This is a genomic window from Finegoldia magna ATCC 53516 (assembly GCF_000159695.1).
GTDB classification, from domain to species: Bacteria; Bacillota; Clostridia; order Tissierellales; family Peptoniphilaceae; genus Finegoldia; species Finegoldia magna_F.
Genome location: NZ_CM000955.1, coordinates 1,827,946 through 1,843,014, shown reverse-complemented (window position 1 = coordinate 1,843,014; position 15,069 = coordinate 1,827,946). Strand labels below are relative to the sequence as shown.

General features: G+C 30.4%; 15 protein-coding genes. 14 read left to right on the top strand and 1 reads right to left on the bottom strand.

Going from position 1 to position 15,069, the window contains the following annotated elements; translation table 11 throughout:
- The first annotated feature begins 1 nt into the window (after nucleotide 1).
- From pulA to HMPREF0391_RS08810, 7 genes are all read left to right on the top strand, one after another.
- Nucleotides 2-1,810, top strand: coding sequence for a type I pullulanase (pulA, locus tag HMPREF0391_RS08840; protein ID WP_002836755.1), 1,809 nt, complete (start codon nucleotides 2-4; stop codon nucleotides 1,808-1,810).
- Nucleotides 1,810-2,427, top strand: a complete 618-nt coding sequence (locus HMPREF0391_RS08835) for a hypothetical protein (RefSeq protein WP_002836753.1) — start codon at nucleotides 1,810-1,812, stop codon at nucleotides 2,425-2,427. Before pulA ends, HMPREF0391_RS08835 begins: the two co-directional genes overlap by 1 nt.
- Nucleotides 2,428-2,436: 9 nt before the next feature.
- Complete coding sequence (locus HMPREF0391_RS08830) at nucleotides 2,437-4,134, top strand: phospho-sugar mutase (RefSeq protein ID WP_002836752.1); 1,698 nt, start codon at nucleotides 2,437-2,439, stop codon at nucleotides 4,132-4,134.
- A 119-nt stretch (nucleotides 4,135-4,253) separates the two neighbouring features.
- The gene (locus tag HMPREF0391_RS08825) at nucleotides 4,254-4,826 is read left to right on the top strand and encodes a xanthine phosphoribosyltransferase (protein WP_002836751.1); all 573 of its coding nucleotides are present in this window, start codon (nucleotides 4,254-4,256) and stop codon (nucleotides 4,824-4,826) included.
- 88 nt (nucleotides 4,827-4,914) lie between these two features.
- On the top strand, nucleotides 4,915-5,421 hold the full coding sequence (locus tag HMPREF0391_RS08820; RefSeq protein ID WP_002837647.1) for an FHA domain-containing protein: 507 nt from the start codon (nucleotides 4,915-4,917) through the stop codon (nucleotides 5,419-5,421).
- On the top strand, nucleotides 5,411-6,745 hold the full coding sequence (locus HMPREF0391_RS08815; RefSeq protein ID WP_002836748.1) for an FtsW/RodA/SpoVE family cell cycle protein: 1,335 nt from the start codon (nucleotides 5,411-5,413) through the stop codon (nucleotides 6,743-6,745). Before HMPREF0391_RS08820 ends, HMPREF0391_RS08815 begins: the two co-directional genes overlap by 11 nt.
- Nucleotides 6,735-8,153, top strand: a complete 1,419-nt coding sequence (locus HMPREF0391_RS08810; RefSeq protein ID WP_002836747.1) for a peptidoglycan D,D-transpeptidase FtsI family protein — start codon at nucleotides 6,735-6,737, stop codon at nucleotides 8,151-8,153. Before HMPREF0391_RS08815 ends, HMPREF0391_RS08810 begins: the two co-directional genes overlap by 11 nt.
- 49 nt (nucleotides 8,154-8,202) lie before the next feature.
- Here the strand turns inward: HMPREF0391_RS08810 and HMPREF0391_RS08805 are convergent, their stop codons facing one another.
- Nucleotides 8,203-9,024, bottom strand: coding sequence for an NAD(+)/NADH kinase (locus HMPREF0391_RS08805; protein WP_002836745.1), 822 nt, complete (start codon nucleotides 9,022-9,024; stop codon nucleotides 8,203-8,205).
- A gap of 64 nt (nucleotides 9,025-9,088) precedes the next feature.
- On the opposite strand from HMPREF0391_RS08805, the gene HMPREF0391_RS08800 reads away from it, so the two are divergent.
- The 7 genes from HMPREF0391_RS08800 to HMPREF0391_RS08770 all read left to right on the top strand — a co-directional run bounded on the left by HMPREF0391_RS08800 (nucleotide 9,089) and on the right by HMPREF0391_RS08770 (nucleotide 15,065).
- Complete coding sequence (locus tag HMPREF0391_RS08800; RefSeq protein WP_002836743.1) at nucleotides 9,089-9,910, top strand: RluA family pseudouridine synthase; 822 nt, start codon at nucleotides 9,089-9,091, stop codon at nucleotides 9,908-9,910.
- Nucleotides 9,911-10,258: 348 nt separating this feature from the next.
- A complete protein-coding gene (locus HMPREF0391_RS08795; RefSeq protein ID WP_035109603.1) occupies nucleotides 10,259-11,503 on the top strand; it encodes a zinc ribbon domain-containing protein in 1,245 nt (414 codons plus the stop codon).
- A gap of 90 nt (nucleotides 11,504-11,593) precedes the next feature.
- Complete coding sequence (locus tag HMPREF0391_RS08790; RefSeq protein ID WP_002836739.1) at nucleotides 11,594-12,217, top strand: YtxH domain-containing protein; 624 nt, start codon at nucleotides 11,594-11,596, stop codon at nucleotides 12,215-12,217.
- Nucleotides 12,218-12,224: 7 nt separating this feature from the next.
- Nucleotides 12,225-12,665 (top strand): hypothetical protein, encoded by a 441-nt coding sequence (locus HMPREF0391_RS08785; protein WP_002836737.1) that lies wholly within the window; start codon nucleotides 12,225-12,227, stop codon nucleotides 12,663-12,665.
- A gap of 158 nt (nucleotides 12,666-12,823) precedes the next feature.
- Nucleotides 12,824-13,729: a diacylglycerol/lipid kinase family protein gene (locus HMPREF0391_RS08780; protein WP_002836735.1), complete on the top strand. Its 906-nt coding sequence runs from the start codon at nucleotides 12,824-12,826 to the stop codon at nucleotides 13,727-13,729.
- Nucleotides 13,730-14,737, top strand: a complete 1,008-nt coding sequence (locus HMPREF0391_RS08775; protein ID WP_002836734.1) for a LacI family DNA-binding transcriptional regulator — start codon at nucleotides 13,730-13,732, stop codon at nucleotides 14,735-14,737.
- A gap of 67 nt (nucleotides 14,738-14,804) precedes the next feature.
- A complete protein-coding gene (locus tag HMPREF0391_RS08770; RefSeq protein ID WP_002836732.1) occupies nucleotides 14,805-15,065 on the top strand; it encodes an HPr family phosphocarrier protein in 261 nt (86 codons plus the stop codon).
- Nucleotides 15,066-15,069: the final 4 nt, after the last annotated feature.

Sequence of the window (15,069 nt, the reverse complement as noted above, 5' to 3'; positions counted from 1 at the left end):
AATGTATGAGTTAGGGTTTAATTACAACAAAGAATATACAGTTTTTAAGATTTATGCTCCGCAAATAACTAATGTCAAGTTATTATTGTACGAAAATTTCGATGATGTCAGATACAAATCCATTGATATGAAAAAAAGTGATGGGTATTTTGAAGTCAAGGTTGAAGGAGATTTGGATGGAATTTATTACAAGTATCAACTTGATGATGAGTTTGAAATTGTAGATCCATTTTGCAAAGCTTCATCAATTAATAGCTTAAAATCATGTGTCGTAGATTTGAATTCCACAAATCCAGAAGGTTTTGCTGATGAACAATACAAAATAGCAAACAGAAATGAAGCTATAATCTATGAATTGTCCATAAAAGATTATTCTTCAGATATTTCTAGTAAAGTTGATGAAAATTTTCGTGGGAAATTTTTAGGATTGGTAGAAGAAAATGATGTTTCAGGAATAAATCATTTGAAAGATTTGGGGATAACACATGTTCATTTGATGCCTGTGTTTGATTTTGTAGGCGTTGATGAGAGAAATTCAGAAAAATTTTCTGAAGATAATTACAATTGGGGATACAATCCTGAGAATTACAACTGTATTGAAGGTAGCTTTGCTACAGAACCAGATAATCCTAAAAACCGAATTATTGAATTCAAGAAAATGATTAAAACTTTGCATGAAAATAATATTGGGGTGATTATGGATGTTGTATACAATCACACTTTTAGAAACAAAGATCATCCATTTAATTTGATTTATCCACAATTTTATAGACGTGATAATAATGGAGAATTCACGAATGGATCTGGAGTTGGCAATGAATTAAATACCGAAGATGAATTTGTGAGAAAATTTGTTATCGATAGCTTATTGTATTTTCAAAAAGAATTCCACATTGACGGTTTCAGGTTTGATTTAATGGCTTTAATAGATTCAGAAACAACCGATAAAATCGTAAGTGAACTTAGAAAACACGATGAAAATGTGATTATATACGGAGAACCTTGGGCGGCAGATGAATCTCCATTATCGAAAAACAAAAGAACCACTTTTGGTAGTCAAAAAGGAAAAGATTATGCTTTATTCAATCCTTTTTTCAGGAATGCCATTAAAGGTGATAACGATGATAATTCTACAGGTTTTGTTCAAAAAAATGTAGATAAAATTAGCTTGGAAACAGGAATTTGTGGATCGATTGACTATGATGAAAATAGGCGTGGATTTTGCAAAAATCCTAATGAAACTATTAACTATTTTAATTCACACGATAATTTAATACTTCAAGATAAATTGCTTAAAACAAATACGGATATCGTAACATCTACAAAACTTTGTTTTGATTTGATAATGCTAAGTCAAGGGATACCTTTTTTTCATTGTGGAAATGAATTCTTGAGAAGTAAATTGATGTTTAAAAATACTTATAATCTGCCGCTTCATGTTAATGCAGTGGATTGGAAATTGAAGAATTATAACAACGAAGTATTCCAATATGTAAAATCGCTGATTGAATTTAGAAAAACACATCCAGAATTTAATTTGAAAGATGAGAATGAAGTTAGACACAAACTCAAATTTTACTATGTAAATGCTTTTTGTATTTGTTTCAGTATTAAAAATGATAGGGGATTCTTGCTTGTTTTTATAAATTCGGGAGAAAAATTCGAATTTGATTTGAGCGATTATTTTAAAAATTTCGTAAATTGCACGAAGATTTTTGATGACAAAATAATTGAGACACAAGTAAACGACAATGTGATTTTGATTGATGAGAGAAAAAGCGGGGTATATTCAATAAGTATGGAGAAATAATGGATACTAGATATGAACTCAAAGATGTAGATAGAATTTTGAATATTGAAGGTTTTTTTGGTGGAGATCAACAATGGTTTGAGGATGTTTTGCATTCAAACTATCTCACGAAAAAAGGTTGTTCAGTAATTGCTATCACCAATTTTTTAATCTACATTGCAAATACAAAAAAAGAATATGCTAAGTTAGTTCCTGAAAATTTTATAGACAGTCCGATAACCAAGACTGATTATATAAAATTTGCTGACAAGCTATCTACATTTGTTAAGCCCAAAATATACGGCGTGCCATTTTTGTTTCCAATGAACAGTGGTATTCGAAAGTATGCCAAGAAAAACGGAATGAGTTTGGTGACACAAAACTACAATTTTACTTGGAAAATCAGAAACATAGTGACATATATTATCGGTGCAATAGCAAATGGTTATCCAGTTTTGATGTTGACTTTAAATCACAAAAATCCTGATGTTAAATTTCATTGGGTTACGATAACTGCGATTTATTACGATGATAGTTGGAAAATTGAATGCTCAAACTGGGGAACAAAGAGAGTGTATGATTTAGAAAAATGGTTTAAGGAAAAGTCTTTGTATAAAGGATTAATTTATTATCAATAGGAGGATTTTATGGATTATTTAAAAGTATACAATGAATGGTTGAATGATGAGTCTTATGACCAAGAAACAAGAGACGAATTGATGTCAATAAAAGATAATAATGAAGAAATAAAAGATAGATTTTATAAATCATTAGAATTTGGTACTGCAGGTTTGAGAGGAAAAATCGGTGCAGGTACAAATAGAATGAACAAGTACAATATAATGAAAACAACACAAGCACTTGCTGATACTATAAAACACTACGGCGAAGAAGCTTTGAAAAGAGGCGTAAGCATTAGCTACGATGTCAGAAAATTCTCCAAAGAATTTGCGGAAATATCAGCAAATGTATTAGCTTCTAATGGAATAAAAGTTTATTTGTCTGACGATATTAGACCAACACCTATGTTGTCTTATTCCATAAGAAAATTTAATTGTATTTCAGGGATTATGATTACAGCTTCTCACAATCCGAAAGAATACAATGGATACAAGGCTTATTGGGAAGAAGGTAGTCAAATTCTTGAAGATAAGGCTAATGAAATTTTGAATAATTTGGACAAAATCGAAAGTTTTACTGAAGTGAAGATAGGAGATTTTGAAAAATTAATAGCTGAAGAGAAAATAGAATATTTTGGTGAAAATTTGGACAAAGATTACTTTGAAGATGTGCTTAGCCTTACAATTAATGACGACAATATTGATAAAGATGTAAAAATAGTTTACACTCCATTGAATGGGACTGGAAATAGATTTGTAAGACATATCTTAGATGTCAGAGGATTTAAAAATGTCTACGTAGTAAAAGAACAAGAAAATCCAGACAGTGATTTTACGACTGTTCCTTATCCAAATCCTGAAAATCCAGAAGCGTTTGAATATGCTATCAATTTAGGTAAAGAAGTTGGAGCTGATTTGTTATTGGCAACTGACCCAGACGCTGATAGAACTGCTGTTGAAGTTTTAAGTGATGGTGAATATGTCTTCTTAGATGGAAATAAAATCGGAGCATTATTGACAAACTATATTTTGAGTCAAAGATACGAAAAACACGATTTGCCAGAAAATCCTGTAGTTGTAAAATCAATCGTAACAGGAGATTTATCGGCTAAAATTGCTAAAAAATATGGCGTTGAAATGATAGAAACATTAACTGGATTTAAAAATGTTTGTGGAAAAGCGAATGAATACGAAAAAACTGGCGAAAAATCTTGGGTATTCGGATATGAAGAAAGTATTGGTTATTCTTACGGTACATTTGTAAGAGATAAGGATGCGGTAAGTTCTTCAATGATGATTTCAGAAATGTTAGCTTATTATAAGAAACAAGGAAAGACTTTGATTGACGTTTTAGATGATTTGTATGAAGAATTTGGTTATCATGAAAACTCACTATCTTCAGTAGTATTAGAAGGATTGGATGGTCAAGAAAAGATCGGAAGAATTATGGAAGAATTCAGACACAGCCCAATTCATGAAATTGGTTCTACAAAATTAGTTGAAACAAAAGACTATGATGTAAATTACAAAGATTTTGGAACTCCAAGATCAAATGTTTTAAAATATTACTACGACGATGGATCATGGTATGCATTAAGACCTTCTGGAACTGAGCCAAAAATAAAATTATATATTTATTCTGTTGCAGATTCAAAAGAAAAAGCAGAACAAAAAGTTTTGGATATTGAAAAAATAGCAAAAGAAAAAATGATGAATGTTAAATAATTTTAAGATATCACTTGCTCTTATATTTTTGGGGTAAGTGATATTTTTTAAATTGGCAAATATTGAGATTTTTTGATATTGTATGTATAATATACTATATTAAATTCTAGGAGAGAAATATGAGAAAACTTGAAGAGAGAATAATGAAAGATGGTCAAGTATTACCAGGTAATATACTTAAGGTAGACAGGTTCATTAATCACATGATTGATCCTGTTCTTTTTGAAGATTTGGCAAATGAATTTTACGAAAAATTTAAGGATAAAAAAATAAACAAAATACTTACGATTGAAGTTAGCGGAATAGCAATTGCGTATGCTTGTGGAATTAGATTTAATTGCCCGGTTGTTTTTGCCAAAAAAACAAGTTCAAAAACTTTGGGAAACAACTGCTACAGAACAGAAGTGTTTAGTTTTACTAAAAATAGAAGCTACGAAGTAATGGTTTCAAAAGAGTACTTAAATGAAAATGATCATGTTTTATTGATTGATGACTTCCTTGCAAATGGTAAAGCGTTGGAAGGTTTGATTGACATTTGTTCACAAGCAAATGCAACTGTTGAAGGAATTGGAATTTTAATCGAAAAAGTTTTTCAAAAAGGTGGAGACAATTTAAGACAACAAGGTTATACAATAGAATCATTGGCAAGAATTAAAGGATTCACCGACGATTCTGTTATATTTGAGGATTAATTTTGACAAATTGTAACTTTATTATTCATTTTTTAAGTCCAAAATATGATATATTATATTAGGATAAAAATGAGAAAGGATGGAGCCTATGAAATACATTATTGACATATTGGACGCATTCTTTTCTATACAAATTACTCCAAATTTAAAATTATATAATTTAATTTCTATGTTTTTTAAATATTTGTTTGTAATAATAATTTACTATTTTATTTTCAACATAATCAAGATGATTTATTTGGACATAAAAGGAACAAACAATATGAATTACAGTTCAAATACTTATTTAAAACTAATTAATAGAAAAGAGAATTTGCCTTTTAAAATACAAGAGCATTATTTTATAGGAAGAACTGCTACTATAGGAAGAGACGACAGCAATCAAGTTGCATTAAAAGATAGGTTTATATCGAAGAGACATGCACGTATATATAAAGAAAAAAATAATTATTATATAGAGGATTTGAACTCTGCTAATGGAACTTTTTTGAATGGAAATAAATTGATTAATTCTGCAAGATTGAACGACAAAGATTTGATAGATATCGGACAAATTGAATTTATGTTTGTAAATGGTGACAAAGATGCAAACTAAACGTAAGAAAAATAGCAGATTTAAAGAATTTATCGATAACTTAAAACCAATGCGTGTAAATAGTAAGATGATTAAACCGGTTTATTTGATATTACTGTTTAACATATTTGGTTTTTTTCTAGCTTTGGGATCAAATGAAAAAGGATTAGATCCGAAAGCTTTAGCTTACTTTTTGTTTGCTACAATTTTAATGTTTTTTGCAAATAAATACGTAACAAAAATCACTAAAGGTGATGGATATATATTACAAATCGCTTGTATGCTTTTTAGTATTGGTGTAATCGTGATTTACAGGCTTAACCCTTATGAAGGATTGAAGCAAATAATGTGGTTTACCATTGGGATACTATTGTTTTTTGGAACATTTTTTATTTTAAAAAGCTACAAAAAATGGTACAAATTCACGGCACTTTATTTAATAGGTTGTGTTGTGATGTTTCTAATGACACTAGTTCTCGCTGAAGATAAATACGGAGCTAGAAACTGGATTAGCATATTCGGGGTTGGTTTCCAACCGTCTGAAATTACGAAAATATTGTATGTATTTTTCCTTGCTAGTTATGATTACAACACTGATTTGTTAGATAAGATAAATATAAAGTCAGCGCAAAAATACAAAAAATATCTACCTGTAATCAAAAGATATTTCTTGATGATAGTTGTTTATTTATTTATAGGAATGTTTTTCTTGCAAAAAGATTTGGGAACTGCAATGATTTTTTACGGATTATTCTTAGTTTACCAAATTGTAAATCAAGAAGACATCAGATTAATTTTATTAAATTTATTCATAGCGATTGTCGGGGCGGTGGCTGCGTATATGCTTTTTTCTCATATAAGAATAAGGGTGTCTACATGGCTTGATCCATGGAAGAATATCGATGGAATAGGTTATCAAATCACACAAGCTTTGTTTGCGATTGCGAGTGGAGGATTTTTTGGAACGGGTCTTGGATTAGGAAGACCGGATGTAGTTCCTGTAGTCACAAGCGATTTTATTTTCGCTGCGATTTGCGAAGAAATGGGAACTTTCACAGGAATGGGTGTAATAATGTTGTTCTTGATTTTGATTTACAGGGGAATGAAAATTTCGTTGTATCAATCAAATAAATTCTACAAGATTGTAGCGCTTGGAATTTCTGTAATTTTTGCAATTCAAGGGCTTGTTATGTTTGGTGGTGTTATGAAGTTGGTTCCTTTGACAGGAATTACTATACCATTTGTAAGTTACGGTGGAACTTCAATGGCGATGTCATTTATTTGCCTTGCGATTTTACAATTCTGTTCAACTGATCAAGGAGAGGAAGATATTTATGCAAAATAAAATGAACAAAAGAATTATTGTGGTTTTATCTTTCTTGATGACTTTGTTTGTGTTGTTGGTTTTGTATTTGACTTATTTTCAAATAGTAAAAGCTGACAAAATTGCAAACAATGAATACAACAAAAGATTGTGGGTAGATGAAGATAAAGTTGAACGTGGAACAATCTATGATAGAGATAAAAATGTTTTGGTAGAAACGAAGAAAGATTCATCTGGGAAAAATTATAGATTTTTTGATTATGCAGATATTTATGGAAATATAACTGGATACAATTCAAAAACCTACGGTACAGCTGGTCTTGAAAAATCATATATGAAAGAATTGTTAAACATTAACAAGGACACTCCTTTATCGCAATTGAGAAATATAGTAAGCTCAAACAATAAAGGTAACGATCTTGTTTTGACGACAAATTCCACTTTACAAAAACTTGCCTACAATTTATTAGACGGCAAAAAAGGTTCAATTGTAATGATGAATCCGACAACTGGTGAAGTTTATGTAATGGCAACTTTCCCTTCATATAATCCAAACGAAGTTTCATCACAATGGCAAGAACTTTTGAATAGAGAGACATCTCCATTATTAAATCGTGCAACGCAAGGAATGTATACTCCAGGATCGGTTTTTAAAATAATTACTGGTAATGCAATATTAGAAAATGAAGACAAAGTTGACAAAGTTGTAGAAGATAATACTGGTACAATTGAGTTTAACAAATACACTATTTCCAATAATAATGGTGCTGTTTTTGGAGAGACGGATTTGAGAAAAGCTCTTGAGAAATCATCAAATGTTTATTTTGCATCGCAAGGTGTAAAATTGGGGAACAAAATTTTGGAAGATAACGCTTCAAAATTTATGCTTGGCAAGAAAATTCCTTTTGATTTGCCAGTAGCAGTAAGCGTTAATGGATATACAAAAACAAAAAGTGATGCAGATATTGCAACGACAAGTTTTGGACAAGGAGAAACTTTGGTAACTCCATTGAACATGGCTATGGCAATGAGCGCTGTAGCAAATGATGGACAAATGTTGAAACCTTACTTGGTTAGTCAAATAATAGATTCAGAAGGAAAAGTAATTAAAGAAACTAAGCCAGAATTATTGTCTGAAGTTGGCAATAAGAAGAATATGGTAACCTTAAAAGATTATTTGAGATCTACTGCAGAAAGTTACGATACACTTAATGTTAGTACTTCTGTAATCGCAAAATCAGGTACAGCAGAAATTAAAGATAAAACAAGTACACATGCTTGGTTTGTCGCTGCTGCACCGGCAAAAAAACCAAAATTTGCGATAGCAGTTATTTTGGAAGATGATAACTCTTATGGTGTAAAAACTGCAGGACCTATAGCTTCAAAAATGCTCAACGCAGCAATTAATGAGTTGGGATTAGAAAAATAAAACAAAACATGGATGGCGATGATTCATTGCAATCCATGTTTTTTATTGCTTATAAGAATTTGTCTTTGATATTTAACCAATACCAGTCTTTTAAGAAAACTAATTTATTGATATATTGATCTGAATAAGTAAAGTTTACATAATCTACATTATCATAACTTCTGTTCAATCCATCAGCTAGAACTATGGAACTTTTTCTGTCAAAGTTGTGATCTCTAAAATACAATGTAACGTTACTTTTTGATGGAACAACAAGAGAATTTAAAAGCGAACGGTATGCTTTTGAATTAATTGGTGCAAGAGGTGTCACTTGAAAACCATCCAGCCCGTGATACAATACAGATCCACCAGCTGAGAAATTGTACGCAGTTGATCCAGAAGGCGTGGATACTATTATTCCATCTCCAGCAAAGGACTCTAAGTGGTTATCATCGATGTATACATCCAAATATACAATTGATGAGTCATCACTTTTTACTACGAATTCGTTCAGTGCTTTGTGTGTATAAGTTTTGCTGCTATTTCTGATCGCTGTTTTAGATTCAAGTAAGGAGATTTTTTCGATTCCGTAATTCTCGTTAATTAAATCTGAAATGAATTTGTCTATGTTAGGGATTAGAATTTCTTGATAAAAGCCTAAGTGTCCAGTATTTATTCCGACAAAAGGAATAGTTGAAAATTCATATTTGTGAACTGCTCTAAGAAATGCTCCATCTCCACCGATACAAAGATTAATCAGCGCATTCTCATCAAAATCGAAAGTAGGTTTGAATCCTTTTTGTTCTAATTTTTCTTTGACAATTAAAGCTGTTTCAAGTGATTTTTGGTTATCGTTTACATATATATTTATAATTTTGCTGTTTTTGTTCATTTATACTAAAAGCTCCTAATATTTGATATAATTTTATTATACCAAATAACTGGAGATTTAAACAATGAAACAAATTAGTTTTGATATAGATAAAAAAATAAGGTTAGATGAATTTTTGAAAGTAAATCACATTTCCAAAAATTTATTTCTCAGTATTTACAAAGATGACATTTTGATAAATGGAAAACATGCAAAGAGAAACTCTAAGTTAAAACCAGGTGACAAAGTAACTATCGATCTTAAAGATGAGGAAAATAATTACGAACCAATAAACTTAGACATTGAAGTTTTGTATGAAGATGATGATATTTTTGTATTAAATAAACCTGACAAACTCACGATGAATACAGATGGAGAAGAAAGCTTAGCGAATTTTGTGTCTTATTTATTTGAGCAAAGAAATATTAATCAAAAAGTTAGATTTATCAATAGATTGGACCAAGACACATCAGGAGTTGTAATGGTTGCTAAAAATAAAATAGCTCAAGCGTATTATCAAAAAACTTCGTTTGAGAAAAAATACTTAGCAATCGTAGAAGGAAATCCTAAAAATCAAAAGATAGAATTAAATTTAATACGCGATTGTATTAAAACAGAAATTGATGAAAATGGTAAAAAAAGTGTTACTATTTTGAAAAATATCAAAAGTTACGGGGATTATTCCTTGGTTAGTTTAAAGCTTTTGACGGGAAGAACTCATCAAATAAGAGTAAGCATGGAATATATTAACTGTCCAATAGTAGCAGATAGTTTGTATGGAGAAAAAATTGAAGGATTTTCTCAAATGCTTCACGCAAATGAAATAGACTTTGTAGATATGAAAGGGAATGAGCATATTATTGCGACAGATTTTCCTCAAAGATTTAATAATTTTTTGAAAAAATAATCTCACTTGAAAACACTTTTATGTTGTAGTATAATTAAATTAACCTCAGAAGAGGCACCCTGAAAAATTAAACCGACACACACTATAAGGGATGACGGACGTTCGATAATTGATGACGAGCCCTCTTTGAAGGGATGTCAGATGTTTGAGACAGTCAACCCACCTTCACATACTGAAGGTCATTAATTGATTAGGGTCTTCTGAGGATATTTTGTAAATAAAAGCGATTTCGCTTATTAGCATGGGACAAAATCTCATGCTTTTTTCTTATGTGTTTAATTTGAGATTATCTATTCACTAAAGTAGTATGAGAATGTATAATATATGATAGATAAGGTGAGTGATATTATGAAAGATTCTAATTTAAAAAAATGCCCAAATTGTAATTCATTTGTTGGCGTTGATGATAGATTTTGTAGAGTTTGTGGTCATGATTTTTCAAAAGATGATGATTTTTCTTCTGAAGGAAAGACATTTGAGGATTTTTTGTTAGAGGCTTCTAAATTTAGAAACGAAACTCAAAATCACGATCTTGGTTTTATAAAAAAAGAAGAAGATAGTTCGACTGATAATGAGAAGAATTATTCTAAGATAGATAATGGCTCTAATCAAGATACAACTGACAGATTAAATGTAGTGGATATTGAGTCAGAATCATTAAAAAAAGAAAGAGAAAAAGCATTCCAAGAAACAAGCAAAGATTATGATGATTACTACGATTATTATGATTATGAGGATGATGAAAAATCATCGATATTTAAGAAAATTATTCTTTCAGTTATTGGTGTGGCTTTATTAATTGGTATTGTATTTGGTGTTAAATATATAAAACCTATGTTCCAAGAAAATCTAGCTGAAAAGACTATTACAGCTGAATCTGTAAAAGGTAAGTTCATTCAATCAGTTCAAACTAAATCCTCAGAACAAATGATGAGTATTGTAAAATCATCAAATCAATCTGTACCATTCAGAAACAAAGATGCGGAAGAATTTATCAACGAAATAAATTCTAACCCTGAGTATCAAGCTACTATATTAAAATGGTTAGAAGATGATGAAGCAAACTTAAAATCGGATAAATCTTATAAAAGTACTAACCCATTAAAAATGGTAAAGGAAAACGACGGATATAAAATTTTGATTGATCCTATAAAGGTAACGATAGAAAATCCAGAAAATGCAAAGTTGAGCTTAGAAAATGCTTCGGAATACGCATTTCCAGGAAAGAAAATTTTGTTAATAGAATCTAATGATTTAACTTTGAGACAAAATTATGATTTATCTTTCTTCTCAAAGAATAGTGCGATTAATTGGGATATTGTAGATATTAATAAAACATTGCCTGATTTTGATGTAACAAGTGGTGAGAAGAATTACGAAATCAGAAAAACAATAGATGATGATTGCCTTGTATTTGTAAATGACAAAAACACTGGACTTACTACTGATAAGTTTAATGAAAAAGGGAGAAAGAATTTAACGGAAGACCAAGATTTTGTAAGAATGGTTGCCAAAGGGAAAAATGGTTTATTGAAATCACCAAAACAAACTGTTGGCTGGGAAACCTGGGTTAGATTGTATCTGAAAGATTAAACTTCATAAATAATTCACTAATAATGTTTGAGATATGAAATTAGAGGGTATACAATAATCATAAGAAAATTTATTTAAGGAGATGTTATTATGAGTTTAATGGATTATTTAGAACATAAAAGAAGAGAAAAGGAAAGACAAATCAAATGGGAAATTGCTAAACGCAAATATGAAGACGAAGCTAAAATTACTTTAGGTACAGTTATTGGTGCTTCATTAGGTTTGGCAGCAGGATTATTATTAGCACCTAAATCAGGTGAAGAAACTAGAAAAGATATCAAAAAATTTGCAGAAGAAACAAAGAAAACAGCAGTAAATAACTTTAACGATGCAGTAGATACTGTAAAATTAACTGCTGACAATGTAACAGACAGTGTTAAAGACAAATATCAAGATTTCCAAGATAGAGGAATGACAGAATTAAACAGAGTTTCTGATCAATTTGACGAAGTAAAAAATGATTTGGGAGTTCTTGGCGAAGATCTTAAAGAAGTAGTTAAAAAAGACGGAAAAGAAATCAAAGAAGATGTTAAAGACACTAAAGACCAAGTAAAAGAATCTGCAGAAAAAGTTGGCGAATCAGCTAAAAAAGTAGCAGAAGAAGCAAAAGACGGTGCAGAAAAAACTGTCGAAGAAGGAAAAAAACAAGCAAAGAAAACTGCTGACACTGCAAAAGAAGAAGCAAAAGAAGTTAAAAAAGAAATCAAAAAGTAGGTAAGAAATGGTAGATGCTTTATATATATTTAAAATAATATTATATATTTGTTTATCTGGATTCTTAATTGCTTTAATCGTATTTTTCTTCAAACTTACAGACTTAATCAAAAGCGTAAAAGCTGTTTTAGCTGATAACAAAAAGGATATCGATAGATCAATTGGCGAAGTACCACAAATACTAGATAATGTAACTGGTATAACTAATAAAGCCGACAGATTAATAGGCGATGTTTCTCCAGATGTAAGAAATATTACAAATAATGTAAGTAACACTTTATCACATGTAGAATCTGTTTCAAGCAACGTATCTAATACTGTAGATTATGTTGCTGAATCAGTAACGGATACTGCAACTAATATAAAATACGGATTTTTGAACTCTACAGACTATGTTGGTTCTGCAAGAGATATTATTAATTTCGTAAAAAGTTTAGCTAAAAGATAATTAAATAAGATTTTATAAGCCAATCGGAAAATTTCTGATTGGCTTATTGTAAATCTTTAAAATTTTTTATAATTTATGAAAACAATTGTAGAAATTGTTAAAATCCTATTGAAAAACAATTAATTTTTTGGTATGCTATTAAGGAAAGATGGGATAGAATGAAAAGAATAAAAATTATCTCAAATCCTTCATCTGGAAGTCAAACACACGCAAGAGATTTAACAAAATTGATTAATTATCTAATTGAGGATAATTTTGTCGTTCAGCTTTTCAAAACTAAAGGCAAGAATGACGCATACAATGAGGCGTTAAACACATCTTCTGATGATTGGGATTTGATAGTTATTTCAGGCGGAGATGGAACGGTTAACGAAGTTGTTCACGGAATTTGCGACAGCGAAAGCGATATTCCAATTACGATTTACTCCACAGGTACAGTAAACGATTTCGCAACTTACTTAAACTTGCCATCAACACCTTACAAATTATATAGAATGATTAAAACTGGGAAAATAATTAAAAGTGACGTCGGAAAAGTTAGCAATGAAGACTCACACAGGTATTTCATCAACGTTTTTGCAGTTGGAAATATAGCGTCTGTTAGTTATGTTACTGATAAAGCTCAAAAAGCGATTTTTGGTAGACTGGCGTATATTGTAGAGGGGTTGAAAGAACTTCCTAACACATTAAATCAGCCTATGGAATTGAAGATTAAAACAAAGGATGATTATTTGGAAGTAAAATCTCCTATTATGATTATTTCGAATTCAAATACTGTAGGTGGTTTTGAAAATATTTGCCCACAAGCCAAAATTGACGATCAAAAGTTAGACGTTTTGATTATTAAGCATTCCCGTCTTAAAGAAGTTGCTCAGATTTTAATAGATGCTTTTAGTTCAAAGCATATTTACTCTGAAGATGTATTATATTTTCAAACTGATACTTTAACCATTGAATCTAATCAAACAGTTCCAGGAGATGTGGATGGAGAATATGGTGGAAATTTACCAGTGAAAGTTGAGATTAATAATAAACCAATAAATATTTTAGTAAGGAGCGATTAAATGTCATCACCAACAATTAAAGACGTAGCAAAACTTGCTGGAGTTTCAATTTCTACAGTATCTAGAGTTATGAATGATTCCAAGCCTGTAAGTCCAGAAGCACGTAGAAAAGTTTTAGACGCAATTGAAAAACTTGACTTCAAACCAAACGAATTGGCAAGATCTTTAGTAATGAAAAGATCCAATTTAATAGGCGTAGTAGTTAAGGATATCGGTATTCCATACATGGCACAAATTGTAAGAGGTGCTGAAGAAATTGGAAGAATGTACAAATACGATATACTATTGTCGTCTACATACGGCGATTTGGAACAAGAAAAGAAAATTATAGACTTCATGTTTACAAAGCAAGTTGAAGGGATAATTTTGATTTCTGAAGACATTGAACCAGAGGTTATATTCAAGTTGAAAGATCAAACTGTTCCTTATATTCAATTAGACAAATTCTGGAATATAAAAGACGTGCACACAGTACAAATCGACTACAAAGAAGCTATGATAAATATGATTAATCATATTTATGATTTAGGTCATAAGAAAATTTTATTCGTAAAAGAAAATCAAGACACTGAAATTGGTCAAGAAAAACTTAAAGGTTACAGACAAGCTTGTGATGACTTGAAATTAGAAAAATTTGAAATCTCATCAGAAGGAGTTTCAGTAAAAGATGGTTACGAAGCAGGGGATAAGATTTTCGAAATGAAAGATTCGAAAGACATAACTTGCGTAAGTTTTAGTGAAGATGCACAAGCAATTGGATTTATAAATTATTGCTATGATAATAACAAGAAAGTTCCAGATGATATTTCAGTATCTGGATTTGGCGATATACCAATGACAAGTATTTACAGACCTACTCTTACTACAGTTCAAGAACCTTATTATGACATAGGTGCTGTATCAATGAGAACTTTAGTAAAGGTTTTGAAAGAAAATAAAATTATCAACGAAAAGGCAATATTGGGTTCTCAAATAATGAAGAGAGAATCCGTAAAAGATATCAATTAAAATATTTTCCTGTTTAAAAAATCAATTAATAGGATATAAATAAAGTAGTCATAGGAGGATTATTATTATGGTAGAACAAAATGTTATAGTTAAAAACGAAACTGGTTTGCATGCTCGTCCAGCTGCATCTTTGGTACAATTTGTAAAAAATTTTGATGGTAAAGTTGAACTTATTAAAGATGGTAAAACAGCTAACGCAAAATCTATTTTCAACGTTATGGCTTTAGGTATTTCTCAAGATACTGAAGTTACTGTTAGATTAGATGGCGAAAACGAAGAAGAAAACTTAAAAAAACTAGTTGAATTTATAGAAAATTTGGAAGATTAATTAA